Origin of the sequence: Rhizobium sp. B21/90, assembly GCF_019355815.1 — a bacterium.
Taxonomy (GTDB): domain Bacteria; phylum Pseudomonadota; class Alphaproteobacteria; order Rhizobiales; family Rhizobiaceae; genus Rhizobium; species Rhizobium rhododendri.
Genome location: NZ_CP072163.1, coordinates 1,486,162 through 1,507,554 on the forward strand (window position 1 = coordinate 1,486,162; position 21,393 = coordinate 1,507,554).

General features: G+C 60.6%; 18 protein-coding genes and 2 pseudogenes. 12 read left to right on the forward strand and 8 right to left on the reverse strand.

Features of this window, described 5'->3' with window-relative positions:
• Positions 1-115 precede the first annotated feature (115 nt).
• The 6 genes from J5278_RS24860 (at position 116) to paoC (ending at position 9,631) form a co-directional block, all read left to right on the forward strand.
• Positions 116-871 (forward strand): ImuA family protein, encoded by a 756-nt coding sequence (locus J5278_RS24860; RefSeq protein WP_209186566.1) that lies wholly within the window; start codon positions 116-118, stop codon positions 869-871.
• Positions 789-2,303 carry a DNA polymerase Y family protein gene (locus tag J5278_RS24865; protein ID WP_209186567.1) on the forward strand — a complete coding sequence of 505 codons (1,515 nt, stop codon included), beginning with the start codon at positions 789-791 and terminating at the stop codon, positions 2,301-2,303. Before J5278_RS24860 ends, J5278_RS24865 begins: the two co-directional genes overlap by 83 nt.
• Positions 2,300-5,599, forward strand: coding sequence for an error-prone DNA polymerase (locus J5278_RS24870; protein ID WP_219258784.1), 3,300 nt, complete (start codon positions 2,300-2,302; stop codon positions 5,597-5,599). Before J5278_RS24865 ends, J5278_RS24870 begins: the two co-directional genes overlap by 4 nt.
• A 241-nt stretch (positions 5,600-5,840) precedes the next feature.
• Positions 5,841-6,479, forward strand: coding sequence for an aldehyde dehydrogenase iron-sulfur subunit PaoA (gene paoA, locus J5278_RS24875; RefSeq protein WP_209186569.1), 639 nt, complete (start codon positions 5,841-5,843; stop codon positions 6,477-6,479).
• A complete protein-coding gene (locus tag J5278_RS24880) occupies positions 6,476-7,426 on the forward strand; it encodes a xanthine dehydrogenase family protein subunit M (protein ID WP_209186570.1) in 951 nt (316 codons plus the stop codon). The genes paoA and J5278_RS24880 overlap by 4 nt, the downstream gene beginning before the upstream one ends.
• Positions 7,427-7,429: 3 nt before the next feature.
• A complete protein-coding gene (gene paoC, locus J5278_RS24885) occupies positions 7,430-9,631 on the forward strand; it encodes an aldehyde oxidoreductase molybdenum-binding subunit PaoC (protein ID WP_209188248.1) in 2,202 nt (733 codons plus the stop codon).
• Between the two features lie 1,174 nt (positions 9,632-10,805).
• Here paoC and J5278_RS24890 read toward each other — a convergent pair.
• The 3 genes from J5278_RS24890 to J5278_RS24900 form a co-directional block, all read right to left on the reverse strand.
• Positions 10,806-10,988: a hypothetical protein gene (locus J5278_RS24890; RefSeq protein WP_209186573.1), complete on the reverse strand. Its 183-nt coding sequence runs from the start codon at positions 10,986-10,988 to the stop codon at positions 10,806-10,808.
• Between the two features lie 198 nt (positions 10,989-11,186).
• On the reverse strand, positions 11,187-11,708 hold the full coding sequence (locus J5278_RS24895; RefSeq protein WP_209186574.1) for a hypothetical protein: 522 nt from the start codon (positions 11,706-11,708) through the stop codon (positions 11,187-11,189).
• An 808-nt stretch (positions 11,709-12,516) separates the two neighbouring features.
• A complete protein-coding gene (locus tag J5278_RS24900) occupies positions 12,517-12,969 on the reverse strand; it encodes a hypothetical protein (protein ID WP_209186575.1) in 453 nt (150 codons plus the stop codon).
• An 857-nt stretch (positions 12,970-13,826) separates the two neighbouring features.
• On the opposite strand from J5278_RS24900, the pseudogene J5278_RS24905 reads away from it, so the two are divergent.
• Both J5278_RS24905 and J5278_RS24910 read left to right on the forward strand, forming a co-directional pair.
• Positions 13,827-14,468, forward strand: a pseudogene (locus J5278_RS24905) (recombinase family protein); the annotation flags it as partial.
• 108 nt (positions 14,469-14,576) lie between these two features.
• Complete coding sequence (locus J5278_RS24910; RefSeq protein WP_374109213.1) at positions 14,577-14,789, forward strand: hypothetical protein; 213 nt, start codon at positions 14,577-14,579, stop codon at positions 14,787-14,789.
• On the opposite strand, the gene J5278_RS24915 is transcribed toward J5278_RS24910, so the two are convergent.
• The 3 genes from J5278_RS24915 to J5278_RS24925 all read right to left on the reverse strand — a co-directional run bounded on the left by J5278_RS24915 (position 14,773) and on the right by J5278_RS24925 (position 16,490).
• On the reverse strand, positions 14,773-15,189 hold the full coding sequence (locus tag J5278_RS24915) for a hypothetical protein (protein ID WP_209186576.1): 417 nt from the start codon (positions 15,187-15,189) through the stop codon (positions 14,773-14,775). The two genes, J5278_RS24910 and J5278_RS24915, sit on opposite strands and share 17 nt — an antisense overlap.
• A complete protein-coding gene (locus tag J5278_RS24920; RefSeq protein ID WP_209186577.1) occupies positions 15,186-15,452 on the reverse strand; it encodes a type II toxin-antitoxin system prevent-host-death family antitoxin in 267 nt (88 codons plus the stop codon). The genes J5278_RS24915 and J5278_RS24920 overlap by 4 nt, the downstream gene beginning before the upstream one ends.
• Before the next feature lie 291 nt (positions 15,453-15,743).
• A complete protein-coding gene (locus J5278_RS24925) occupies positions 15,744-16,490 on the reverse strand; it encodes a glucose 1-dehydrogenase (protein ID WP_209188249.1) in 747 nt (248 codons plus the stop codon).
• A 104-nt stretch (positions 16,491-16,594) separates the two neighbouring features.
• Here J5278_RS24925 and J5278_RS24930 point away from each other — a divergent pair, with 104 nt between their 5' ends.
• Together J5278_RS24930 and J5278_RS24935 are read left to right on the forward strand one after the other, a co-directional pair.
• On the forward strand, positions 16,595-16,921 hold the full coding sequence (locus J5278_RS24930) for a helix-turn-helix transcriptional regulator (RefSeq protein ID WP_209187079.1): 327 nt from the start codon (positions 16,595-16,597) through the stop codon (positions 16,919-16,921).
• Positions 16,922-16,942: 21 nt separating this feature from the next.
• On the forward strand, positions 16,943-17,353 hold the full coding sequence (locus J5278_RS24935; protein WP_209186860.1) for a hypothetical protein: 411 nt from the start codon (positions 16,943-16,945) through the stop codon (positions 17,351-17,353).
• Between the two features lie 48 nt (positions 17,354-17,401).
• Here the strand turns inward: J5278_RS24935 and J5278_RS31695 are convergent.
• Together J5278_RS31695 and J5278_RS24945 are read right to left on the reverse strand one after the other, a co-directional pair.
• A pseudogene (locus J5278_RS31695) lies at positions 17,402-17,844 on the reverse strand (tyrosine-type recombinase/integrase).
• Positions 17,845-17,984: 140 nt separating this feature from the next.
• Positions 17,985-18,704 carry a CPBP family intramembrane glutamic endopeptidase gene (locus J5278_RS24945; RefSeq protein ID WP_219258786.1) on the reverse strand — a complete coding sequence of 240 codons (720 nt, stop codon included), beginning with the start codon at positions 18,702-18,704 and terminating at the stop codon, positions 17,985-17,987.
• A 252-nt stretch (positions 18,705-18,956) separates the two neighbouring features.
• Here J5278_RS24945 and J5278_RS24950 point away from each other — a divergent pair, with 252 nt between their 5' ends.
• Together J5278_RS24950 and J5278_RS24955 are read left to right on the forward strand one after the other, a co-directional pair.
• The gene (locus tag J5278_RS24950) at positions 18,957-19,841 is read left to right on the forward strand and encodes a phosphodiester glycosidase family protein (protein ID WP_257623440.1); all 885 of its coding nucleotides are present in this window, start codon (positions 18,957-18,959) and stop codon (positions 19,839-19,841) included.
• A 36-nt stretch (positions 19,842-19,877) separates the two neighbouring features.
• The gene (locus J5278_RS24955) at positions 19,878-21,002 is read left to right on the forward strand and encodes an IS5 family transposase (protein WP_209230093.1); all 1,125 of its coding nucleotides are present in this window, start codon (positions 19,878-19,880) and stop codon (positions 21,000-21,002) included.
• The last annotated feature ends 391 nt before the right edge of the window (positions 21,003-21,393 follow it).

Below are 21,393 nucleotides of genomic sequence, written 5' to 3' on the forward strand. Positions count from 1 at the left end.
TATTTTATAGCGACTTGACTCTCGTCGTTCGCCGGAACAGAACGTGAACTCCAATCGATAAAACGGCATGACGTCGTTCTGATGAGCCCCACGAACCGAGAGGATTGCGTGAACGATGACGGCTGCACGCGCGCATGTCATAGCCGATCTGCGCAGCCGCATCGCCGCTCTTGCGCGTGGCCCTGCGACGCCGCTGGAAAGCCTGCCCTTCGGTGTCGGCGAGATCGATGCCGTGCTGCCGGGAGGCGGTCTTGCGCGCGGCGCTCTTCACGAGTTTGCAGGCGGTGGCGCCGGTGCCGTCGATGGCGCCGCCGCCGCCCTGTTCGTTGCCGGGATTGCAGCCCGCACCAAAGGCAAGATCGTCTGGTGTCTGACGCGGCCAGACCTGTTCTTCCCGGCGCTGGCCCAAGCGGGCCTCGATGCCAACCGGGTCATCTTCGTCGAGGGCGATCGGCAGGAGGACGTGCTTGCGTCCATGGAGGAGGCCTTGTCCTATGGCGGCCTCGGCGCGGTCGTGGGGGAGCTCGTCCGACTGCCGATGCTGGAAAGCCGGCGCCTGCAGCTGGCCGCCGAACAGAAGGGGAGCTTGGCCCTCGTCGTTCGCAGATGGCGCCGGCAGACGGAAGCCAACGACTTCGGTCAGCCGACCGCGTCGACCACGCGGTGGCGCGTCAGCGTGCTGCCGTCGGCGGCCTTGCCGGTACCCGGCGTCGGGCGGGCAACCTGGTTGCTGGAGCTGATGAGATCGCGGGCCGGCGCCTGTGCCGAATTTGTCGTGGGAGCGTGTGATGACCAGGGTCGTATCGATCTACCTTCCGGATCTGTCGACGGATCGCATTCGTCGCGCCGCCGATCCGGCCATTCCGGTTGACCAGGCGATTGCCGTGATTGCAAAAAGCGGATCGAAACGCTGGGTGTCGGCCGCCGACGATCCGGCAAGACGGGCAGGCGTGCGCATCGGCATGGCGGCCGCAAAGGCCCAGGCCCTGTTCCAGGGACTGCTGACGATCGAGGCCGACCCGCGGGCCGACGCTGCGGCTCTGGAGCGGATCGCGTTATGGGCGTTGATCCAATATTCGCCCATCGTCGCCGTCGATGCCCCAAACGGTCTCGTCATGGACACGGAGGGTGCCGACCATCTGAAGGGTGGGGAACGTGCCATGCTGACGGGCATCGCCAATCGGTTCACCGCCAAGGGTCTGACGACACGTATCGCCATTGCCGACACGTGGGGCGCGGCGCACGCCTGCGCACGGGCGATCAAAAGGGAAACGGTCATCATACCCAGAGGCGAGACCGTGCGCGCTGTCGAGCGCTTGCCCGTCTGCCTGTTGCGGCTCCCGGACAAGATCGTCGGGGACCTCAGGACCCTCGGCTTTCGCACGATCGGTGAGCTCTCCGTGACGCCGCGCGCACCGCTGACGCTTCGCTTCGGGCCCGAGATCGGGCGACGCTTGGATCAGATCTTCGGCCATGTCCGCGAGCCGATCGAGCCCATCAGGAGCCCTGGGCAGATCGCGGTCGCTCGCACTTTCCAGGACCCGATCGGTGCGGCAGAAACGATCGATAAATATGTCGGGCGCCTGGTCGTCGAACTCTGCGACGAACTTCAAAGACAAGGGCTGGGGGTCCGGCGCGCCGACCTGATCGTCGACACGGTCGACAATGCCCGCCAGGCCATTCGTGCCGGAACGGCAAAGCCCGCAAGGGACGTGGCGTGGCTGACCAAGCTCTTCAAGGACCGCACCGAAAGGATCGATCCCGCTTTCGGCATCGAGAGGCTGACCCTGGTCGCCGTCCTGTCGCAGCCGCTCGAGGAGACCCAGACGGCATCGTCGTTTGTCGAGGACGGTGACGGCGATATCACGCCGCTTGTGGACATCTTCGGCAATCGCGGCCAGCGGGTCTACCGTCTGGCACCGGTCGCATCCGACGTCCCGGAGCGCAGCGTCCGGCGGATTGCCGCCACCGCTGACGATATCGACGTCTTCTGGTCGCATCAGTGGCCGCGTCCGGTCCGCTTGCTTGCCCATCCGGAAGAGGTCGAGGTGATCGCGCTGCTGCCCGACCATCCGCCGGTATCGGTGACGTGGCGGGGCAAGCGCCGGCGGGTCAAACGCGCCGACGGGCCCGAGCGCATCTTCGGCGAATGGTGGCAGCGCACGTCCGAATGGGCGGCGGTTCGCGACTACTTCACCGTCGAGGACGAGGCAGGCGAGCGTCTCTGGATTTTCCGCTCCGGCGACGGTGTCGATGGCGGGACCGGATCCCACGCATGGTATGTCCACGGAATTTTCGCGTGAGATATGCCGAGCTGCAGGTGACCACGCATTTCAGTTTTCTAAGGGGCGCCAGTTCGGCCCACGAGTTGTTTGCAACCGCCAAGGACCTGGGCATCGATGCGATCGGGGTCGTCGATCGCAACTCGCTTGCTGGCATCGTCCGTGCACTCATAGCCTCGCGCGAAACAGGCGTGCGGCTGGTGGTCGGATGTCGCCTCGATCTGGCGGACGGCATGTCGATCCTCGTCTATCCGACCGACCGCGCCGCCTATGCCCGGCTGACGCGGCTCATCACCCTGGGAAAGGCAAGGGGCGGAAAGAACAACTGCGTTCTGCATCTGGACGACGTCGCGATGTATGCCGATGGCCTGCTCGGTATCCTGGTCCCGGACCTTGCCGACGAGACGTGCGCCGTCCAGCTGCGCAAGATGGGCGACGTCTTTGGGGATGGCGCCTACCTCTCCCTGTCACTGAGGCGCCGCCCCAACGACCAGCTGCGCCTGCATGAGCTGTCCAACATGGCCGAACGCCTCAAGGTCAAGACCGTCGTTACCAATGACGTGCTGTTCCACGAGCCGGGCAGGCGGCAACTGCAGGATATCGTCACCTGCATCCGCAACAACACCACCATCGACGCGGTCGGGTTCGAGCGGGAGCGTCATGCCGACAGGTTCCTCAAGCCGCCGGAAGAGATGGCGCGTCTGTTCCCGCGCTACCCGCAAGCGCTGCGGCGAACCATCGAGATTGTCGACCGCTGTCGATTTTCGCTGGAGGAATTGACCTACCAGTATCCGCTGGAAGCCATCGTTCCTGGAAAGTCGGCGCAGCTATCCCTCGAGCACTATGTCTGGCAATGCGTGCCGGATCGCTATCCGGAAGGCCTGCCGCCAAAGACGCTGCAGATCGTCCGCCATGAGCTCGATCTTATCCGGACGATGGAATACGCGCCGTATTTCCTGACGGTCTTCTCGATCGTGCGGTTTGCACGAAGCCAGGGCATCCTTTGTCAGGGGCGCGGCTCGGCTGCAAATTCGGCCGTCTGCTACATTCTTGGCGTCACCTCCATCGATCCCGAAACCAACGATCTGCTGTTTGAGCGCTTCGTCAGCCAGGAGCGGGACGAACCGCCGGACATCGATGTCGATTTCGAGCACGAGCGGCGCGAGGAGGTCATCCAATGGATCTACAGGACCTATGGCCGGGAGAAGGCGGCCCTCTGCGCGACCGTGACACGCTACCGCGCCAAGGGGGCGATCCGCGATGTCGGCAAGGCGCTGGGCCTGCCGGAAGGTCTGATCAAGGCGCTGTCGTCCGGCATGTGGTCGTGGTCGCAAGAGGTGAGCGCCCGAAACGTGAAAGAGCTCAATCTCAATCCGGACGATCGCCGGCTGGTGCTGACCCTGCAGCTGGCTCAGCAGTTGATGGGAGCGCCCCGCCACCTCGGACAGCATCCCGGCGGCTTCGTGCTGACGCGTGACCGCCTCGACGATCTGGTCCCCATCGAGCCGGCCAGCATGAAAGACCGGCAGATCATCGAATGGGACAAGGACGATGTCGAAGCCTTGAAGATGATGAAGGTCGACGTCCTGGCGCTCGGCATGCTGACCTGCATGAGCAAGGCCTTCGATCTCATCCGCAAGCACAAGGACGAAGACCTCGATCTGTCGACGATCCGCCAGGAGGATCCGGCGACCTATGCGATGATCCGCAAGGCCGACACGCTCGGGACGTTTCAGATTGAGTCCAGGGCCCAGATGGCGATGCTGCCGCGTCTGAAGCCGAGGACATTTTACGATTTGGTCGTCCAGGTTGCCATCGTCCGCCCGGGACCAATCCAGGGCGATATGGTCCATCCCTATCTGCGCCGTCGCGAAGGCAAGGAAAAAGTCGAGTATCCCACCCCGGAACTGGAAGCCGTGCTCGGCAAAACGCTGGGCGTGCCACTGTTTCAAGAATCGGCGATGCGGGTCGCGATGGTCTGTGCCGGGTTTACCGGCGGGGAGGCCGACCAATTGCGCAAGAGCATGGCGACCTTCAAGTTCACCGGGGGCGTGTCGAGGTTCAAGGACAAACTGGTCTCGGGCATGGTGCGAAACGGCTACACCGCCGCGTTCGCCGAAAAGACCTTCAGCCAGCTCGAGGGGTTCGGATCCTATGGCTTTCCGGAATCGCATGCGGCTTCCTTCGCGCTGATCGCCTATGCGTCCAATTTTGTGAAGTGCCACTTCCCGGACGTTTTTTGCGCGGCCCTTTTGAACAGTCAGCCCATGGGCTTTTATGCGCCCGCCCAGATCGTCGGCTGTGCGCGTGCCCATGGCGTCGAGATCCGCCCCGTCTGCATCAACCAGTCGCGCTGGGACTGCACGCTGGAACGGATTGGCGATACGGGTCGCCATGCTGTCCGGCTGGGCATGCGGATCGTGAGAGGCCTGGCTGTCGCCAACGCCGCCCGGATCGTTGCCGCGCGCATGAACGCAGAGTTCGGTTCCGTCGATGACCTGTGGCGCCGGTCTGGCGTACCCGCCGCCTCGCTGGTCGAGCTTGCTGAGGCCGATGCGTTCCGGCCGGCCCTGAAGCTCGAGAGACGCGATGCGCTCTGGGCGATAAAGGCGCTGCGCGACGAGCCGCTACCCTTGTTTGCCGCTGCCGCTGCACGCGACATGCAGGCCATCGCTGAGCAGCGCGAGCCCGAGGTCGCGCTCAGGCAGATGACCGAAGGCCATAACGTGGTGGAGGACTACGGCCATACCGGGCTCACGCTTCGCGACCACCCAATCGCCTTTCTCAGAAACGATCTGGCAAAGCGCAGCATCGTGACCTGCGAGGAGGCCATGACCGCCCGGGACGGACGATGGGTCATGACGGCGGGCCTGGTGCTGGTGCGGCAAAAACCGGGCTCGGCCAAAGGCGTGATGTTCATCACGATCGAGGACGAGACCGGTCCCGCCAACATCGTCGTCTGGCCGAAGCTGTTCGAAAAGCGGCGTCGAGTGGTGCTGGGAGCCTCGATGATGGCGATCAACGGGCGAATCCAGCGGGAAGGCGATGTCGTCCATCTGGTTGCCCAGCAATTGTTCGACCTGACGGGGGATCTTTCCGGCCTTGCAGACCGGGAGATCGAGTTCAAATTGCCGGCGGGCCGGGGAGACGAGTTTGCCCATGGTTCTGCTGGCGGTGGAGATTCACGCGATCGGGCACCGCCACCGAAACCGCGGGACATTTTTGTACGCCCCTTCCGAATTCCGCATGGCCCGGTCCATGCCGAGCCCGATCCTCAGCCGAGCCAAATCCCCAAAGCCCGCATGGAAGGCAAATGACCCGTCCCGGATCGATCCGGTAAGGTGAAGTGTTGGTGTGCGCCCTTGTCCGCCATGCAGGAACGAGGATCTGATCGGTCGATATGATGCGGCGCACCATCACAGATATATGATCGGGGACGATAGCGGCATGCGACGACGCCCCCTATTTGTCGCCGCCCATAGCCCTAGCTTGGAAAGACAAGGGGCGCTGTGTGAGCACTTTTGCGCCCCGATCTTTTCCAACGAAGCGGAGCCGACCATGCCAAGCCCAATCGATCTGGAACTGTCCCGCCGCGACCTCCTCATCTCATCTGCCGCGACCGTGGTGGTGTCCGGGATAGCGGGCAAGGCGGTGGCGACTGAACCGGCGGGGAGCGAAGCGACCTTCACCTCCAAGGTCTCGCTGAGCGTAAACGGAGGCCGTCGCGAACTGGACGTCGACAACAGGACGACCCTCCTCGACGCCCTGCGGGAGCATCTTCATCTGACCGGCACGAAGAAAGGCTGCGACCACGGCCAGTGCGGCGCTTGTACCGTCATCGTCGACGGGCGCAGGATCAATTCCTGCCTGACGCTCGCCCTGATGCACGAGGGCGACCAGGTCGTCACGATCGAAGGCCTCGGCAAGCCCGGCGATCTCCATCCCATGCAGGCCGCCTTTGTCAAGCATGACGGGTTCCAGTGCGGCTACTGCACGCCGGGACAAATCTGTTCCTCCGTGGCGATGTTGGAGGAGATCAAGGCAAATGTCCCGAGCCACGTGACGGGCGATCTGACGGCGGACGGAAAGGCGACGCTTGCCGAGATCCGCGAACGCATGAGCGGCAATATCTGTCGCTGCGGCGCTTACTCCAACATCGTCGATGCCATCAGGGACGTCGCGGGGACAGAAGCATGAGATCCTTTACCTTCGAGCGCGCCAACTCCGTCGAGGCCGCCGCCAAGGCTGCAGCCAGCAATCCGAACGCCAGGTTCATCGCCGGTGGCACCAACCTTCTCGACCTGATGAAGCTGCAGATCGAGACACCGGGCCACCTGATCGACGTCAACGGTCTCGGTCTCGACAAAATCGAGGTCACGGCCGAGGGCGGCTTGCGCATCGGGGCGCTTGTGCGCAATACGGACCTTGCTGCCGATCAGACCGTGCGGCGCGACTACGGGCTTCTGTCCCGCGCGCTGCTCGCCGGTGCCTCCGGGCAATTGCGAAATAAGGCCACGACCGCGGGAAACCTGCTGCAGCGGACACGCTGTCCCTACTTCTATGACACCAACCAGCCCTGCAACAAACGCCAGCCGGGCAGCGGATGCTCGGCCGTCGGCGGCGTCACCCGGCAACTGGCGATTGTCGGCGCGAGCGACGCCTGCATCGCCACGCATCCCAGCGACATGGCAATCGCCATGCGCGCCCTGGATGCGGTCGTCGAGACCGTGAAGGAGAGCGGGCAGACCCGCGCCATTCCGATCGCCGATTTCCATCGTCTGCCGGGCGACACGCCCCATATCGAGACCGTGCTCGAGCCTGGCGAGTTCGTCACGGCCGTCACCCTGCCCGCGCCGATCGGGGGTAAGCACATCTACCGCAAGGTTCGCGACCGCGCCTCCTATGCCTTCGCGCTGATCTCCGTCGGAGCGATTATTCAGCCCGATGGGACCGGGCGCGTCGCCGTCGGCGGTGTCGCCCACAAGCCGTGGCGGATGGACGCCGCCGAGGTGCAATTGCCGAAGGGCGCGCGGGCCACCACTGCGGTCCTCCTCGCAGACGCCCGCCCGTCCGACCAGAACCGTTTCAAGGTGAACCTCGTCGAGCGCGCGCTCGGTGCTGTCATCACCGAAGCCAGGGGTTGAGCCATGCAGTTCGATACGCCAGCAACGACCAATCCAATCGACCAGTTGAAGGTGGTGGGCCAGCCGATCCCGCGCATCGACGGCCAGCTCAAGACCACCGGTCGTGCGATCTATGCCTATGAGTGGCACGATCCCGCGATCCGCTATGCCTATGGCTATCCGGTGGGCGCGGCCATCGCCATGGGTCGCATCAAATCGGTGGACGCGGACGCCGCGAAGGCCGCGCCGGGCGTCATCGCCGTCGTCACTGCGCTTGACGTCGGCAAACGCAAGAAAGGCAAATTCAACATCGCCAATCTATTTGGCGGCGAGGAAATCCAGCATTACCATCAGGCGGTCGCGGTCGTGGTTGCCGAGACCTTCGAACAGGCGCGGTCGGCGGCCGCCTTGATCAAGGTTGATTACACGGAAGAGAAGGGTTCCTTCGACCTGAAGGACGCTATGGCCGGCGCGGTCGAACCGAAGGAGTCCAAGGACGAGCAGGATACAGCCGTCGGGGACTTCGAGGGAGCCTTCAAGGCGGCCGCCGTCAGTCTCGACGAACGCTATACGACACCCGACCAGTCCCATTCGATGATGGAGCCGTTTGCCTCGATCGCCGCATGGGATGGCGACGAGCTGACGGTCTGGACCTCGAGCCAGATGATCGACTGGTGGCGGACCGACCTTGCAACCACTCTCGGTATCGACAGGGAGAAAATTCACCTCATGTCGCCGTTCATCGGCGGCGGTTTCGGGGGCAAGCTGTTCCTGCGCGCCGATACGGTTCTTGCGGCTTTTGCAGCGAAGACTGCCAAGCGCCCGGTAAAGGTAACGTTGCCGCGGCCAATGATGGCCAACAATGCCACGCATCGTCCGGCGACCATCCAGCGCATTCGCATCGGCGCCGGGCGGGACGGCAAGATCACGGCCATCGGCCATGAAAGCTGGTCCGGCAACCTGAAAGATGGGAAGCCGGAGACGGCCGTGATGCAGTCCCGGCTTCTCTACGCCGGCACCAACCGCATGACGGCCATGCGGCTGGCAACGCTCGACCTGCCGGAAGGCAACGCCATGCGGGCGCCGGGCGAGGCGCCCGGACTGATGGCGCTCGAGATTGCCATCGACGAGATCGCCGCGAAGGTCGGCATGGACCCGATAAAGTTTCGGATCGTCAACGACACCCAAGTTGACCCGGAAAAACCCGAACGCCCGTTCTCCCATCGCAATCTGATCGGCTGCCTGGAACGTGGGGCAGAACGCTTCGGCTGGAGCGCCCGCGCAAGGCCGGGATCGAGGCGCGACGGCAACTGGCTGGTCGGCATGGGCGTTGCTGCGGCATTTCGCAACAACCAGACACTTCCGTCCGGAGCAAGGGTCCGCCTCGACAAGGACGGGATCGTGACGGTCGAAACCGATATGACCGACATCGGCACCGGCAGCTATACGATCATCGCCCAGACTGCCGCCGAGATGATGGGCGTGACGATGGAAAAGGTGGGCGTTCATCTCGGCGATAGCCGCTTTCCCGTCTCGGCCGGGTCGGGCGGTCAGTTCGGGGCCAACTCCGCCACGTCCGGCGTCTATGCGGCCTGCATCAAGCTGCGTGAGGCGATTGCCGAAAAGCTCGGGCTGAATGCCAACGACGTCGCCTTCGAAAACGGTATGGTGCGCTCCGGCGACAGATCGGTTTCGCTGGCCGAGGCCGCAGGCGCCGACGGACTTGTCGGAGAAGACACGATCACGTGGGGCGATCTTTCGAAAACGCATCAGCAATCGACGTTCGGCGCGCATTTTGTCGAAGTCGGCGTCGATGTCGCGACGGGCGAGAGCCGTATCCGGCGCATGCTCGCCGTCTGTGCGGCGGGCCGCATCCTCAATCCCATCACCGCACGCAGCCAGGTCATCGGCGCAATGACGATGGGCGCAGGCGGCGCGCTATTGGAGGAACTGACTGTCGACACCCGCAAGGGGTTCTTCGTCAATCACGATCTCGCCGGCTACGAAGTGCCGGTCCACGCCGACATCCCGCACCAGGAGGTGATCTTCCTGGACGAGACGGACCCGATGTCTTCGCCGATGAAGGCCAAGGGCGTTGGAGAGCTTGGCCTGTGTGGCGTGTCGGCTGCCATCGCCAACGCCGTCTACAACGCGACTGGCATCCGGGTCCGGGACTATCCGATAACGCTCGACAGACTTATCGGCGGCCTTCCGGAGGTCGCCTGACACGGTGGTGGTCAAATGGAGCCGTGGAACTGCCAAGATAGGTCCTGTGAGTGAATGTCGCCGAGATCCAGATGCCTCTGCCTGTAAGCAGGGCACGCACGGGAGATCCGGGACAAGCCCTGCGCCAAGCCAACCAGTGGTTCCGTGAGGCCGACGGCGCTGGCAAGCCTCTTTATCTGCGGCGGGGCGGCAAAACGATGGTGGTGGGCACGGTGGTCAGACAGGCCAGCCGCAGGCATGCATTTAAGCTCGAGCGAATGGCCCTGAGCCCAGGGAAAGCCTGCCACAATCGTTGACCTTAGGACCACGCACCGAGCGAGTTGCCGATGGTCTGAGCCGGCCGGTTGGAACAGGCTGCAAGCGTTCGCGCATCGACAGCGACGTATGTTTCGCGTGCCTGAATGGCGAGCGGTGAAAAAACGGACCCCGAGCGGACCCGTCTCGGCATTCTTTTTACTGTGGAAACCTAAGGCTGGGACATTGAGGTGTCGTGAAGCCCTATCATTCTGTTCAATTCGGACAGGAGCTGATCGTTTGACATCGGGATTTCGTTGGTCTTTCCGGGTGCTGACATCGGATTTGAGGACACCGTCTCGCCCGCCAGGCGACGACCGGGCTGCCACGTCCGACATCTCGATGCTCCCTTCTATTCACTGCGAAATGAGGGCGACAAAGACCGGGTCGCGGTCGATCGGCGTCTCACGAGCACGGTATCTGTCGACAGCGCGCTCGTATATAGCGCGACGTCTTTCCGTCAGCGAAGGTGCGTCTTCCTCATTCAAACCTATGGCCTTCCCTATGAGATCATCAGCTCGTTCGATACCTGTCGATCATTGCTTTCAAGGAACAGGACATTGCCATCGGCTATCGACACGCACATGCTTTCCGTCTCTACGTCAAAAGGCGCGCCCCGAGAATGGGCGACTTCCGAGGGTTGCGTAAATCGTTCCCTTACCTGTACGTCGAGGCGCGGTGCGTATTCTTATACGCCTGGCGAGACGGTACTAACGGCGATCGCTGTTCGTCCAGCGCGAGAGCGTTGCAAATGGCCTTTCCGGAAAGACCGTGGCAGCGGGCTTGGCGCTCATTCACGATGCATCGATGCTGCGTCCGCCGGCGCACGGCGTGCGAAGATCAGCTATGCAAACCGCTCCGCAATGTCTCAGCGCTACGGTTAGCTCGGTCTGGAAGTCGATCCCGACGATCGCTCCTCCCGGAGGCTTCGAAGACGGGCAGACTTCGCCTGTTCTTCCCGGCGCCGTCTTTCCTCCTCCGCGAAGGCGATTTCCTTGGACTTCTCGGCAAGCAGTCGCTTCTGCTCTCTCGTCAATTGAACCCGGCGTTTTTTCTCTTCCATTTTCTGTCTCCACCCGAATAACGGACCGAGGACAAATGCAAGAGGCAGATCAAGGTTTCGCATATTTTCTATCTGTCCGGAACCGGACGAAACGCGCTACTCTGCGCCTGGGCGGGCATTGCGTTGCGGCATCCGCAAATGGCTGCTTCCAATGCGGCCAAAACGGAGGTGACGGCAAGATCGTTGCAAGGGTCCATCTCAAGGGTTGACGACCTGTGCCGAAGCGCCTCGGTCTGGTTTCGGATCCGCGTCATTGGGGGAACTGGGACCGAGGAAATGCGCCTTGCGCAGATGATACTTCATCTTCCACAGCACGAGATCACGCGATGAGCCAAGCGACACAAGCAGCCATGTGAGCGTCACCGAGCCGACCGTCAGCTTCACCAGCGTCAGGTCTATCGAGGAGAACTCCGAAAGTGCTGCGTCGATCTGCGCAGTGAGCTCCAGGTCGGGAACGGCTTCATAGGCGAGAAAGAAGTCGGAAGCCGACATGCGTGTCAGGACATCGCGTAGATGGCCGGGCGAAAAAAGCGCCGATTTCAGATCCGGGCCGACGTGATGAGGCTGCGTCTGCTCGTAGCGCCAGCTTGAAGACTGTGACCGCTGTCTTCCGCTTTCCGCTTGCGACGATCGGGTCTGTACCGCCAGTGATGAACTACCGCGCAGGATGTCGCAGATGACCGTGGTCGCTGACTTCCAATCGGCTTCGTTTTCGAACATCGCGCACCTGGGTGATGGTTGCAGGATAGGGCAACAGTCTGTGTCCGGATTTGTTCCCGAACCCTCTCACCCAATCGTTGGCGAGCAGCTGTCTCAGCCCTAGGAAAACTCCGAACTTAGATAACAACTGCCGCCAGACTCGATGCAATCATGCGAAAACCCGACAGATGGTGACCGACCTTATCTTCGGGAGAGATTTGCAGCAAGAGCATCCCAGGGCCCTTCAGGTCGACCGTTGGTTTGAAGCGTCGGCTTGCCGACCTGGCGACGGCCGAGCAGGGCGACGGTAGGGCTTTCGTCGATGAGATTTTGGAGTTTGGCTTCAATTCTGCGTTTGATCATGCTTGCAGTTATGGATCAGCGCTCCAAACTTGCAAGAATGACTTGGCGTTTTTGGCTCGAAACAGGCCTCAGTCCGGGCGCCTCGACCGCGTTAATCGTGAGGTATCTTCGACAATCTGGGGCGCATGTGCGCGACACGTCAGACGCGCTGAGTAGTTGGAGGCCAAAGCTGGAGACGTCTGCACCGCAATCGATCTCTGCCCGCCCACTGGGGCGTCACGGTGTAACGAGTGGCCCAGATTGCGAAATATCGGCCCCTAAATGAGGCGTCCGAACTGACCTCTGTTAGATGTTGAGGTAACCCTATCGCCCACCGGTCGCGCTCGATCGGCACGTCTGCCTTCCGGCGCAGTCTCATCGACACGGTTACACCCCTGGAACCTTCCGAACGGCTCATCGCGTTTGGGCAAAACGCAGACACGGTCAACCGCTCACCCTTTAGATGCCGCCGAGCTGATCGAAATGGTCAGTCCTGAACTCGTCTGATCGTATCGACGGAAACGGTTCCTTCAAGGATACCACGTGAAAGATCGTCTCGATCCCTGTCGATCTCGATCACAGTGTACAGCTTTTCGCTCCGGAACGCGCTGGCATTCGACGTTGTTACACCGTCTGCCGGAGCCGCATCGACTTCCATGAAGTCCAGTTCATGGCTGGATGCCACGATCCGGGCATCGCCGGACGTTCTCGCCGCCACGACAACCTGTCCATGGTAAGGGGAGTTCCCCCAACTGGGATCGTCGCGCTCGGCGATCGGCACCAGCTTGTAGACGTTAAGTGTCTCGCCACCGCGGACTTCGGGAGCCGACGTCTGAGCCGCATCATGTATCTGCGCCTGGCTTTCTACCGACTTTCCGAACGTATTGGACGTCGTGGCATTGTTTGGCTCGGTTCCATCTGTCTTGACCACGTTTGACATGTCTGCTCCTTTTTAATGTCTGCAAGAAACGCGCGTTTTAAACACACGGACCGTCTTCCATTCTCGTCCATTGGACGACCGGAATGTCTTCCGGCTGGTATTCCCGCAATCTGGATCCGGTGGTTACTCGCCGATCGAGGAAACTCCGGTTGTGATCGCCGTCGAGCTCGGTGGATGGGAGCGAGGTGTAGACCGGGCATGATCTGATGTCCTTCCTCGACATGTTTCCTAAAATGTCTATGCGCACTGATTGCATTGGCCCTGCTCGTTGTGAGGGACGGCACGAGGTAACGGCCGCATACCGCGCGGTCGGCGCAACATGCATCTCTGAGCAAGTAGACCTATAGAATTTAGCCGACTTATAGCGAGGGCGGGTGTCGCGATCACTGCAATGGCTGCGCCCCCTTCAGTAGCACCTCTCACGGATGTGCTTGCGATGTTGCATCAGGTATACGTCGAACTTCGCTTGAGGTTGCATGCTCTTGGCAATTTTACTCGGAAACCATCCATCGACGACATGGCCGCAAGCTGCCTCAGACCTCAGAGCCTCGGCTTGCGCACATGTGGTTAGGCCCTTGTCCGGGCGACCGCGGCAGGTTAGCCCTGTCTGGGCCTCTGCTCACGGTGTTTCTCGCACCCCGGCGTCAAGACAAGCACGTTCGGACGTATCAGGCAGCTGTTCCGGGGTGGACGTAGAATCACTCAGGAGGAAGACGATGAGATCCCGCAATACGCTGGTGCCGACGTCAGGCCGGCAGCTTCAGCTGGTATTCAAACCCCGGGCGCTCGACGCACTGAGCGACAAGGATCGCAACTAGGCGGTATCGCAGCCGGTCTGGTCGTCGAGGAGATCAACGATGACCAGCACTGATTTGATTCCGACAGCGGTGCTCGCGCGCAAGGCCGTCGTCTATGTGCGGCAGTCAACGCAGTCGCAGGTTATGATCAATCTGAAGGCCAGCGACGGCAATATGATCTCGTTGACGTGGCGCGACAGCGCTTCAGCGACCTCGAAGTAATCGACGACGACCTGGACGCTCTGCCAGCGGAACGGTCGCGCGTCCCGGCCTCGATCGCCTCGTCGCCCTGTTGTGCGCCGGTAAAGTTGGTGCCGTTTTATGCTTCGATGCCTCACGCCTCGCACGTAACGGTCGCGACTGGCACCATCTGCTTGAGCTATGCGGCCTCGTGGAGGCCCGCGTCATAGACCACGACGGTATTTACGATCCTTGTCGGCCTAAAGATCGTCTGTTGTGGGAATGAAGGGCAGTATCAGCGAGTTCGAACTGGGCATGCTGAGAGCCCGCATGCTGGATCTTGCCAGATCGAAAGCGAGGCGCGGCGAATTGCGGCTTTCCGTTCAGTTCGGCTACATTTGGCATCGGGGGGCGGGGCTTGGACTGGACCCCGATCTGCGTCTGCAAGACGTGATCCGATCCATCTTCGCCCGCTTCCATGAGCTTGGAAGCGCACGGCAAGTGCTGTTGCCGATGACAAAACTACTAGGACTTCCGATGTTCGCATCAACATCGCAAGGCGGCCCGCACCGTGGGCTTACCCTGTTTGACGCGGTCATGGGGACGTATCGGCAAGAGCGCGGGCAGGGGATGTCTCATCACTTCAAGCGGGAAGAGGAGGCGGTGGACCTATTTCTCGGCCTCTTTCGTCAAAAGCGGGCAAGTGGATATAAACCTGCAGGTCTGACATCGGCGAAAACCGTCCCCGCAAACAGAAGATGCTCTGACACGGCGAGACGTGAGACGCCGGCCGGAGCGAGGCAGCAGGTCTCGGTGCAAATTGGCGCTATCTGGACCGCATGACCTGGGAAAAAGACTTCCGGCGTGCGATAAATTCCCTCAAGAGCGGCAAGAAGAATGCCTTGCTAAAACGACCGATCGGAGGCTCAGGTTCCAGGTAGAACGACCGGCCGATGATGTCGCTATAGAATTCGTCGAGGATGATCCAGAGACGCAGATCGACATCAAGGCCCGCCCGGCGTTTTTCGATCGCTGGTATTTCCGCCGTGAAACGATTTGCCTCCGGCTGCTTCGTCGTGATGGGGACGAACAATGCGAGATCCCCGCCCGCTCGCGGGATACGAACGCCGACTGCCACTGGTCGATCTTTGCGCCCTTCCGTTTCACCCTTCCTTGCTTCACGGCTCCAGAGATAGGGATAGCGGATCACCGCCGCTGTCTGGATCTCTTCATATCCGCTCATCGGTTTGTGTCATCGCTATTGGCGTAAGCATCGACAGCGCCTTCGAATTCGCAGAGCAATGCGTCGGACATAGTCTCAAGCGTGCCGGCCATACGCATATCGGACTGACGCATCAAGCGCTCGTAGTCTTCGATGTTAAGAAGTACCAGTCGCGGCTTATTGCGTTGTGTGATGGTAACGGGATGACGCAAGGCCTCGGCGATGATGTCGCCTGATTTCCGCGATAGGTCACTTGTCGTGTAGGAACCGATGCTGTTCGTCATTGCGTTTCTCCTCGCCATCAAATGTTATTAAATCGGATAAAGAGTGCCTTGAGACATCTTACAGCAAATGCAGCATTGCTGTAAATGCGTAAGCATTCGCCGGAGGACCGCAGGTTTTATGCGATGCCCGAACAGATGGTTCGATGAGTGCGTGTCACCCTGCATGTGCGATACTCCCTCGAAAGGAGGGGGAGGCGCGGGCCAAGCCTGCCCCGACACTGAACGCCCGGCCGATTCCGAGCAAGCGTCGTGCGACGCTGCAGGGCAATCGGCCGGGCGGGTGATCAGAGGTCAGCGAAAGCCGCCGCTCGCGGTCAGTCGTTCGCCCGTCAGCCATCGCGCGTCGTTCGAAGCGAGGAAGACCGCGACATCGGCGATATCGTCCGGCTGGCCGGTGCGGCCGAGCGGGGTCTGGGCGACGGCGCTGACCTCGAAATCGGATCCGACGAAGCCGGCCGTATGCGTGCCCTCGGTTTCGACGATGCCGGGCAGGATGGCGTTGACCCGGATCTTGCGCGGACCCAGCTCGTTGGCAAGGACGCTGGTGATGACATCGACGGCGCCCTTGGTGCCCGAATAGACGGCGGAGGTCGGCGGAGCAAGGCTCGTCACCGCAGACGAGATGTTGATGATGCTGCCGCCTTCGCCGATGTGCTTGACCGCTGCCTGCGTCGTCAGCAGGACGCCGAGAACGTTCACGTCGAACATGCGACGATAATGCGCCTCGGTGATCTCCTCGATCGCGCCGAACTCATAGACGCCCGAGTTATTGACCAGCACGTCGAGACGACCGAACGCCTCGATGGCGGCGTCGACGAGCCCCTTTGCCTGATCGGCTTTCGTCACGTCACCCTGTACCGCAATGGCCTTGCCGCCGGCAGCAGCGATGGCATTCACAACGGCGTCAGCGCCCTCCCGGCTCGAGGCGTAGTTGACGACGACCTGTGCGCCCTCGGCAGCGAATGCCTTGGCAATTGCCGCACCGATCCCCTTGGACGCACCGGTCACCAGGGCCACTTTTCCCGTAAGTTTAGACATGATCGTTCCTTTCGACACGGACGCCATCGCTCTCTCCGGCCTGTTCCGTAGTTCAGAATTTCGGAACTATTGATCTGCTTTTCAAGTAGCCCTATATAAAGTTTATGAGACCGCTCGTTCACCCCGCGATAGACCACATCCGGCCTGAGGCCATCCTGTACGCGCTTTCCGATCCGGAACGGGCCGCGATCTTTGCGCAGATCGCCGGCGTCGGCTCCAGCGGAACGTGTACGGCGCTCGCCTGCCTTGGTGAGCGCGTCATTCCGAAGTCGTCGCTCTCCCAGCATTTCAAGGTCCTGCGCGAGGCCGGCCTGATCCGCTCCGAGCGCCGTGGCATCGAAATGAGCAATCATTCGCGCTGTCAGGAAGTGGACGGCCGTTTCCCGGGGCTCATCCTGGCCATTCTGCGCGCTTACGGCCAGCAGCCTTAGCTGCCGGCCCGGACACCTGATGTGTCGTCCCTGCCGGCAGCAAGACCGAAATTCGAGCCGCGTTGCGGCGACGGTAAGAGACATGCCGCGATAGATGGCTGGCGAAGTGTGTCGGCCCATGGTTCGACCAAACCGGTCACGACACGCCCATGGGATCTTTTCAGGACTAATGCTGGTATCCGCTATAGAGATGTTGCTGAAATCCGTTCTGAATTGGCTGATGTTCTGGCTGTTCTTAGGAGTACGGCACAGAGCGTTGAAGGAGTGGTCATATTAGAACTCAACGCCATCCTGACCGTGGAGCAGGTTATTGCTCTAGTGGGCGAGATTGATTCCGCCATCTCCGAAGGCTGTGCCATCTACTCTGGTCAACAGGAGCGGATCGACGAGAGATACGAATCTTTCTTGCGGATCATCAAATCATCCAAATGACCGCTCCCGGCGCAGGGGCGACCACCGGCGAGAGCCGGTGGTCCGGTGTCACAGTTCAATCTGCTCTGCAGTACGTAGCGCGTCGTCCACCTCTACGCCAAGGTATCGCGCTGTGCTTTCGAGCTTGGTATGCCCGAGCAGGATTTGAACTGCACGGAGGTTGCCCGTCTTCTTGTAAATCTGGGCAGCCTTAGTTCGCCTCATGGAGTGAGTGCGTAAGCGCTGGTTTCCAGCCCGATGGACGCAACCCATCTACGAACAATCCGGGCGTACTGCCTTGTCGACAAATGCTGCGAGGGTTTCCGGCGGCTCGGGAAAGGATAGCTGCCGCCATTCCTTCGCACGAATGGGAGCCACGCCGCTATTGCGGTCTTCGTTTGATCGGTGACCTCAAATTGTACGGGCGGCTTCGTCTTCTTTTGGATAATAGTCGCTCGGTCCCGTATAGAATCATCAGCGATGTTGATACCGACCGCAGCTGGGAATAGCAGTCAGGAATTAAAGCTCCGCTAAGCGGGCATACCCTTTTGGAAACGACGCTCATTCGCGTAAAGCAACGTCTTCTACGAACGCAATTGATCGCGCCCGCTGTTGGCGCTATCCGGCGTGACAGCATTCCTCAGGGCATCATCTATATCGGAGTGGAGAGTGCAACTGACCGCTTAATTTTGGCCAATCCTTTTGACCGTAACAAGTACAATGCATATAAAAAATTCGGTAGCAGGAAAAGCGGAGCTACAAAAGCATATGCTGGCAGTGGCTGATTTGGGCTCCCGCCACCGGTATGGCTCGCCACCAGAAGCAGCGAACAATCCCACACGGCATGCAGGAGTATGACCGGATAAAGCGAACCAGTTCTCAAACGAAGCGCCATCAACATAAAGCCAGTCTGAAACGCCGCCATCGCCTGAAGGGTTGCGACTGTCCATTGCCCAGTCGATAATGCATTCAGGACGTGAATGAACCCGAAAAGTCCACAACACACCCAGAGGGATGGCCACAGCCTGAGCTTCGAACGCAGCCCGGCAAACAATATTCCCCGGAACATCACTTCCTCAGACATACCGACAAAAACCGTGTTGATGCCTGTGAAAATCGCGCTACGCAGCGGAGGCAAACCGACTATTGCGATTAGGACCCCGAGTGCGGCCAGGTAGACCATGGGCAGCCAACTCAGCTTGAGCGCCGTTCTCACCGAGAATGCAGAGAAACCCAGGTCCCACCACCGGAACGTGGAGATTACCATCGCCATAAAAACCACTGCGAAGACCATTGGCCACGCGATGCCTTGGCCGACAAATCTGACCACAGCACGTTCGCTGCCCGCGCTTAAATGGCCAGCGACGCCCATTATCACGAGCCATCCCAGCAATGTCGCCAGAGATAGCGGGAGCCGGTAGCGAACCCCGATACGCTTGAAATATTCGATCCTAAAAATAGGGTCTCCGTTCTTTTCCAGATGCTGAAAGTTTAACGTTCGATGATGAATCCGATTCGCGGAGACGGAGCAAATGACGCACTATTGCGACTGCCGCTTTTCAAACATAAATCGGCCACCAGTGTACTGCAGACGCCATATCCAGTCTCCGCTGAGGAATACCCTTTGAAGTACAAACTGCCACTCGCCATTGCCGCGTCTGCGATCGTTCTTCTTGGCGTAGGTATCGGATACATTTGGGATCGAAATGGAGCCTACGGGATCAATACCATCCTGAGACGAGGCGGAACCTATTGGATCACCATCAACAAGGACGATCCTCGGCTTTCTCCGTCGATGCGTTTGGCTCTTCAGGACAATCCTCCCATCGGTATCGCTGGCGCTTACGAGTGGCGGGAGGTGGAACCTGGGTACGAGGTCGCCGAGATGCCCGTGATTGCAGATGGGAAGGAAGCCGACCGCATTCTTCTTAACCGGATCGATCCCACCCGCTTCAAGTTCATCGCCCGCAATGCTCCAGCTGGCGACAAGGGCATAGACGAATGGGAAAAGGCACTGCCGAATGCCGCGCTCATCGTCAACGGGAGCTACTTCGACCTCCACGCCCTTCCAGACACTCCGATCATCAGTGAAGGCGTCGCGATGGGGCCAACGACATACGATGCCAAGGCCGGGGCATTCGTGGCGAGCGACGGCGCGGCGGATATCAAGGCACTGGCCGACCAGCCTTGGCAGACCGCCATTTCCGGGTCGACCAACGCAATGGTCTCGTATCCCCTGCTGATTGGTACTGATGGGCTGACGCATGTCCCGACAACAAGCAAATGGCTCGCGAACCGCACCTTCGTTGGGAAGGACGGCGCTGGCAGGATTATTGTCGGCACCACAAAGGAAGCCTTTTTCCCGCTCGCGACCCTTGCCCAGTTCCTGAAGTCTTCGCCGCTCAACCTAAAGGTCGCGCTGAACTTCGACGGCGGACCTATCGCCTGTCAGAGCGTTAGACTTAACAGGATGCGGAAAAAGGCCCTTGCTGTGAACGGACTGCCATGATTCCATGCCTGAGTGATTGGTCGGCAGGAGCAGGACATGCGCGGTAATGATATCCAGACGGCGGGTTTGTTTTCTTATGTGAGCTGCGAAGCCCGGGTTCCGACAAGCCATCCGCTGCGGGCGATCCGCGCGATTGTAGACGAGGCGCTGGAAGTTTTGTCGCCGGATTTCGAGGCGATGTATTCAGCGATCGGCCGTCCGTCGATCCCGCCGGAGAAGCTGCTGCGCGCTCTGTTGTTGCAGGCCTTTTACACGATCCGCTCGGAGCGTCAGCTCATGGAGCAGATGGACTACAATCTGCTGTTCCGCTGGTTCGTCGGCTTGTCGATGGACGCGCCGATCTGGGACGTCACCGTGTTCACCAAGAACCGTGAGCGGCTCTTGGCTGGCGATATCGCCGCCAAGTTTCTGGCCGCGTTGCTGAGCCAGCCGCGGGTGAAAGCATTGCTGTCAGACGACCACTTCTCGGTGGACGGCACCTTGATCGAAGCCTGGGCCAGCATGAAGAGCTTCAAGCCCAAGGACGACACAGATGGTGGCGACACCGACGGCAGCGGCTCTGGCGCTGAAGAGAAACAGCCGCCAGAAGCCAAAGGCCGCAACTCTGAGCGCGATTTCCACGGCGAGAAGCGCAGCAACGCAACCCACGCATCGACCACCGACCCGGACGCCAGGCTTTATAAGAAGGCCCGTGGCCAGGCGGCCAGGCTTTGCCACATGGGCCACGTCACCATGGAAAACCGCAATGGTTTGGTTGTTGACGCCACGCTGACCCATGCGACCGGAACCGCCGAGCGCGAGGCGGCACTGGATATGGTGGGCCGCATGGATGGTCGTCATCGCATCACATTGGCTGCAGACAAAGCCTACGATACGGCCGATTTCGTTGCTGCCTTGCGGGACGCAAAGGTGACGCCACACGTCGCCCAAAACACGACGAACCGACGCTCGGCAATTGATGGTCGCACCACCCATCACCCTGGCTACGCTGTCAGTCAGCGCATTCGCAAGCGTATCGAGGAAGTGTTCGGTTGGGCCAAGACCAGCGGCGGAATGCGTAAGACCCGCCATCGTGGAAAGGATCGCGTCGGCTGGATGTTCACCCTAACAGCCACCGCTTATAATCTGGTGAGGCTGCCAAAGCTGCTGGCGACAGCCTAATCGCGCCCGGAATCCGCCGAACCAGGCGGATGACGACAAAATGGGCCGACAACGGCCGCTGAAAAAGCCTCATCACGGCCTGTCTTCGAGCCGTCTAGCCAGGATCGGCGGAAAAATCGGCGCTATTTCCGCGACCTGTTAATGGCTTCGCACGAAAGTTCTATGCAAAGTGGGAATCGCAGTGGCATGAGGACAAAGTCACCCTGCTGCGCTGGCCATTTCCCCATGCCTCATGGGCAATGCCAATGATCCTCGAAGTGGAGAGACGATAGGCGCATTATTGCCGTCAATGTTGCAGCGATAGCTTTCGGAGCTCCCCGCCCCACTTGGTCAACATTTCAGGAAAACACCGCTTACGCGGAAATCTCGGGTTTCGGGAAAACGTTCCTTC

Coding starts and splice junctions, on each gene's coding strand:
- J5278_RS24920 (WP_209186577.1), bottom strand. CDS start 15,452: ATGACGAACAGCATCGGTTCCTACACGACAAGTGACCTATCGCGGAAA.
- J5278_RS24865 (WP_209186567.1), top strand. CDS start 789: ATGACCAGGGTCGTATCGATCTACCTTCCGGATCTGTCGACGGATCGC.
- J5278_RS24915 (WP_209186576.1), bottom strand. CDS start 15,189: ATGAGCGGATATGAAGAGATCCAGACAGCGGCGGTGATCCGCTATCCC.
- paoA (WP_209186569.1), top strand. CDS start 5,841: ATGCCAAGCCCAATCGATCTGGAACTGTCCCGCCGCGACCTCCTCATC.
- J5278_RS24930 (WP_209187079.1), top strand. CDS start 16,595: ATGAGACCGCTCGTTCACCCCGCGATAGACCACATCCGGCCTGAGGCC.
- J5278_RS24895 (WP_209186574.1), bottom strand. CDS start 11,708: ATGTTCGAAAACGAAGCCGATTGGAAGTCAGCGACCACGGTCATCTGC.
- paoC (WP_209188248.1), top strand. CDS start 7,430: ATGCAGTTCGATACGCCAGCAACGACCAATCCAATCGACCAGTTGAAG.
- J5278_RS24890 (WP_209186573.1), bottom strand. CDS start 10,988: ATGGAAGAGAAAAAACGCCGGGTTCAATTGACGAGAGAGCAGAAGCGA.
- J5278_RS24925 (WP_209188249.1), bottom strand. CDS start 16,490: ATGTCTAAACTTACGGGAAAAGTGGCCCTGGTGACCGGTGCGTCCAAG.
- J5278_RS24900 (WP_209186575.1), bottom strand. CDS start 12,969: ATGTCAAACGTGGTCAAGACAGATGGAACCGAGCCAAACAATGCCACG.
- J5278_RS24860 (WP_209186566.1), top strand. CDS start 116: ATGACGGCTGCACGCGCGCATGTCATAGCCGATCTGCGCAGCCGCATC.
- J5278_RS24910 (WP_374109213.1), top strand. CDS start 14,577: ATGTCTCATCACTTCAAGCGGGAAGAGGAGGCGGTGGACCTATTTCTC.
- J5278_RS24880 (WP_209186570.1), top strand. CDS start 6,476: ATGAGATCCTTTACCTTCGAGCGCGCCAACTCCGTCGAGGCCGCCGCC.
- J5278_RS24945 (WP_219258786.1), bottom strand. CDS start 18,704: ATGGGCGTCGCTGGCCATTTAAGCGCGGGCAGCGAACGTGCTGTGGTC.
- J5278_RS24955 (WP_209230093.1), top strand. CDS start 19,878: ATGCGCGGTAATGATATCCAGACGGCGGGTTTGTTTTCTTATGTGAGC.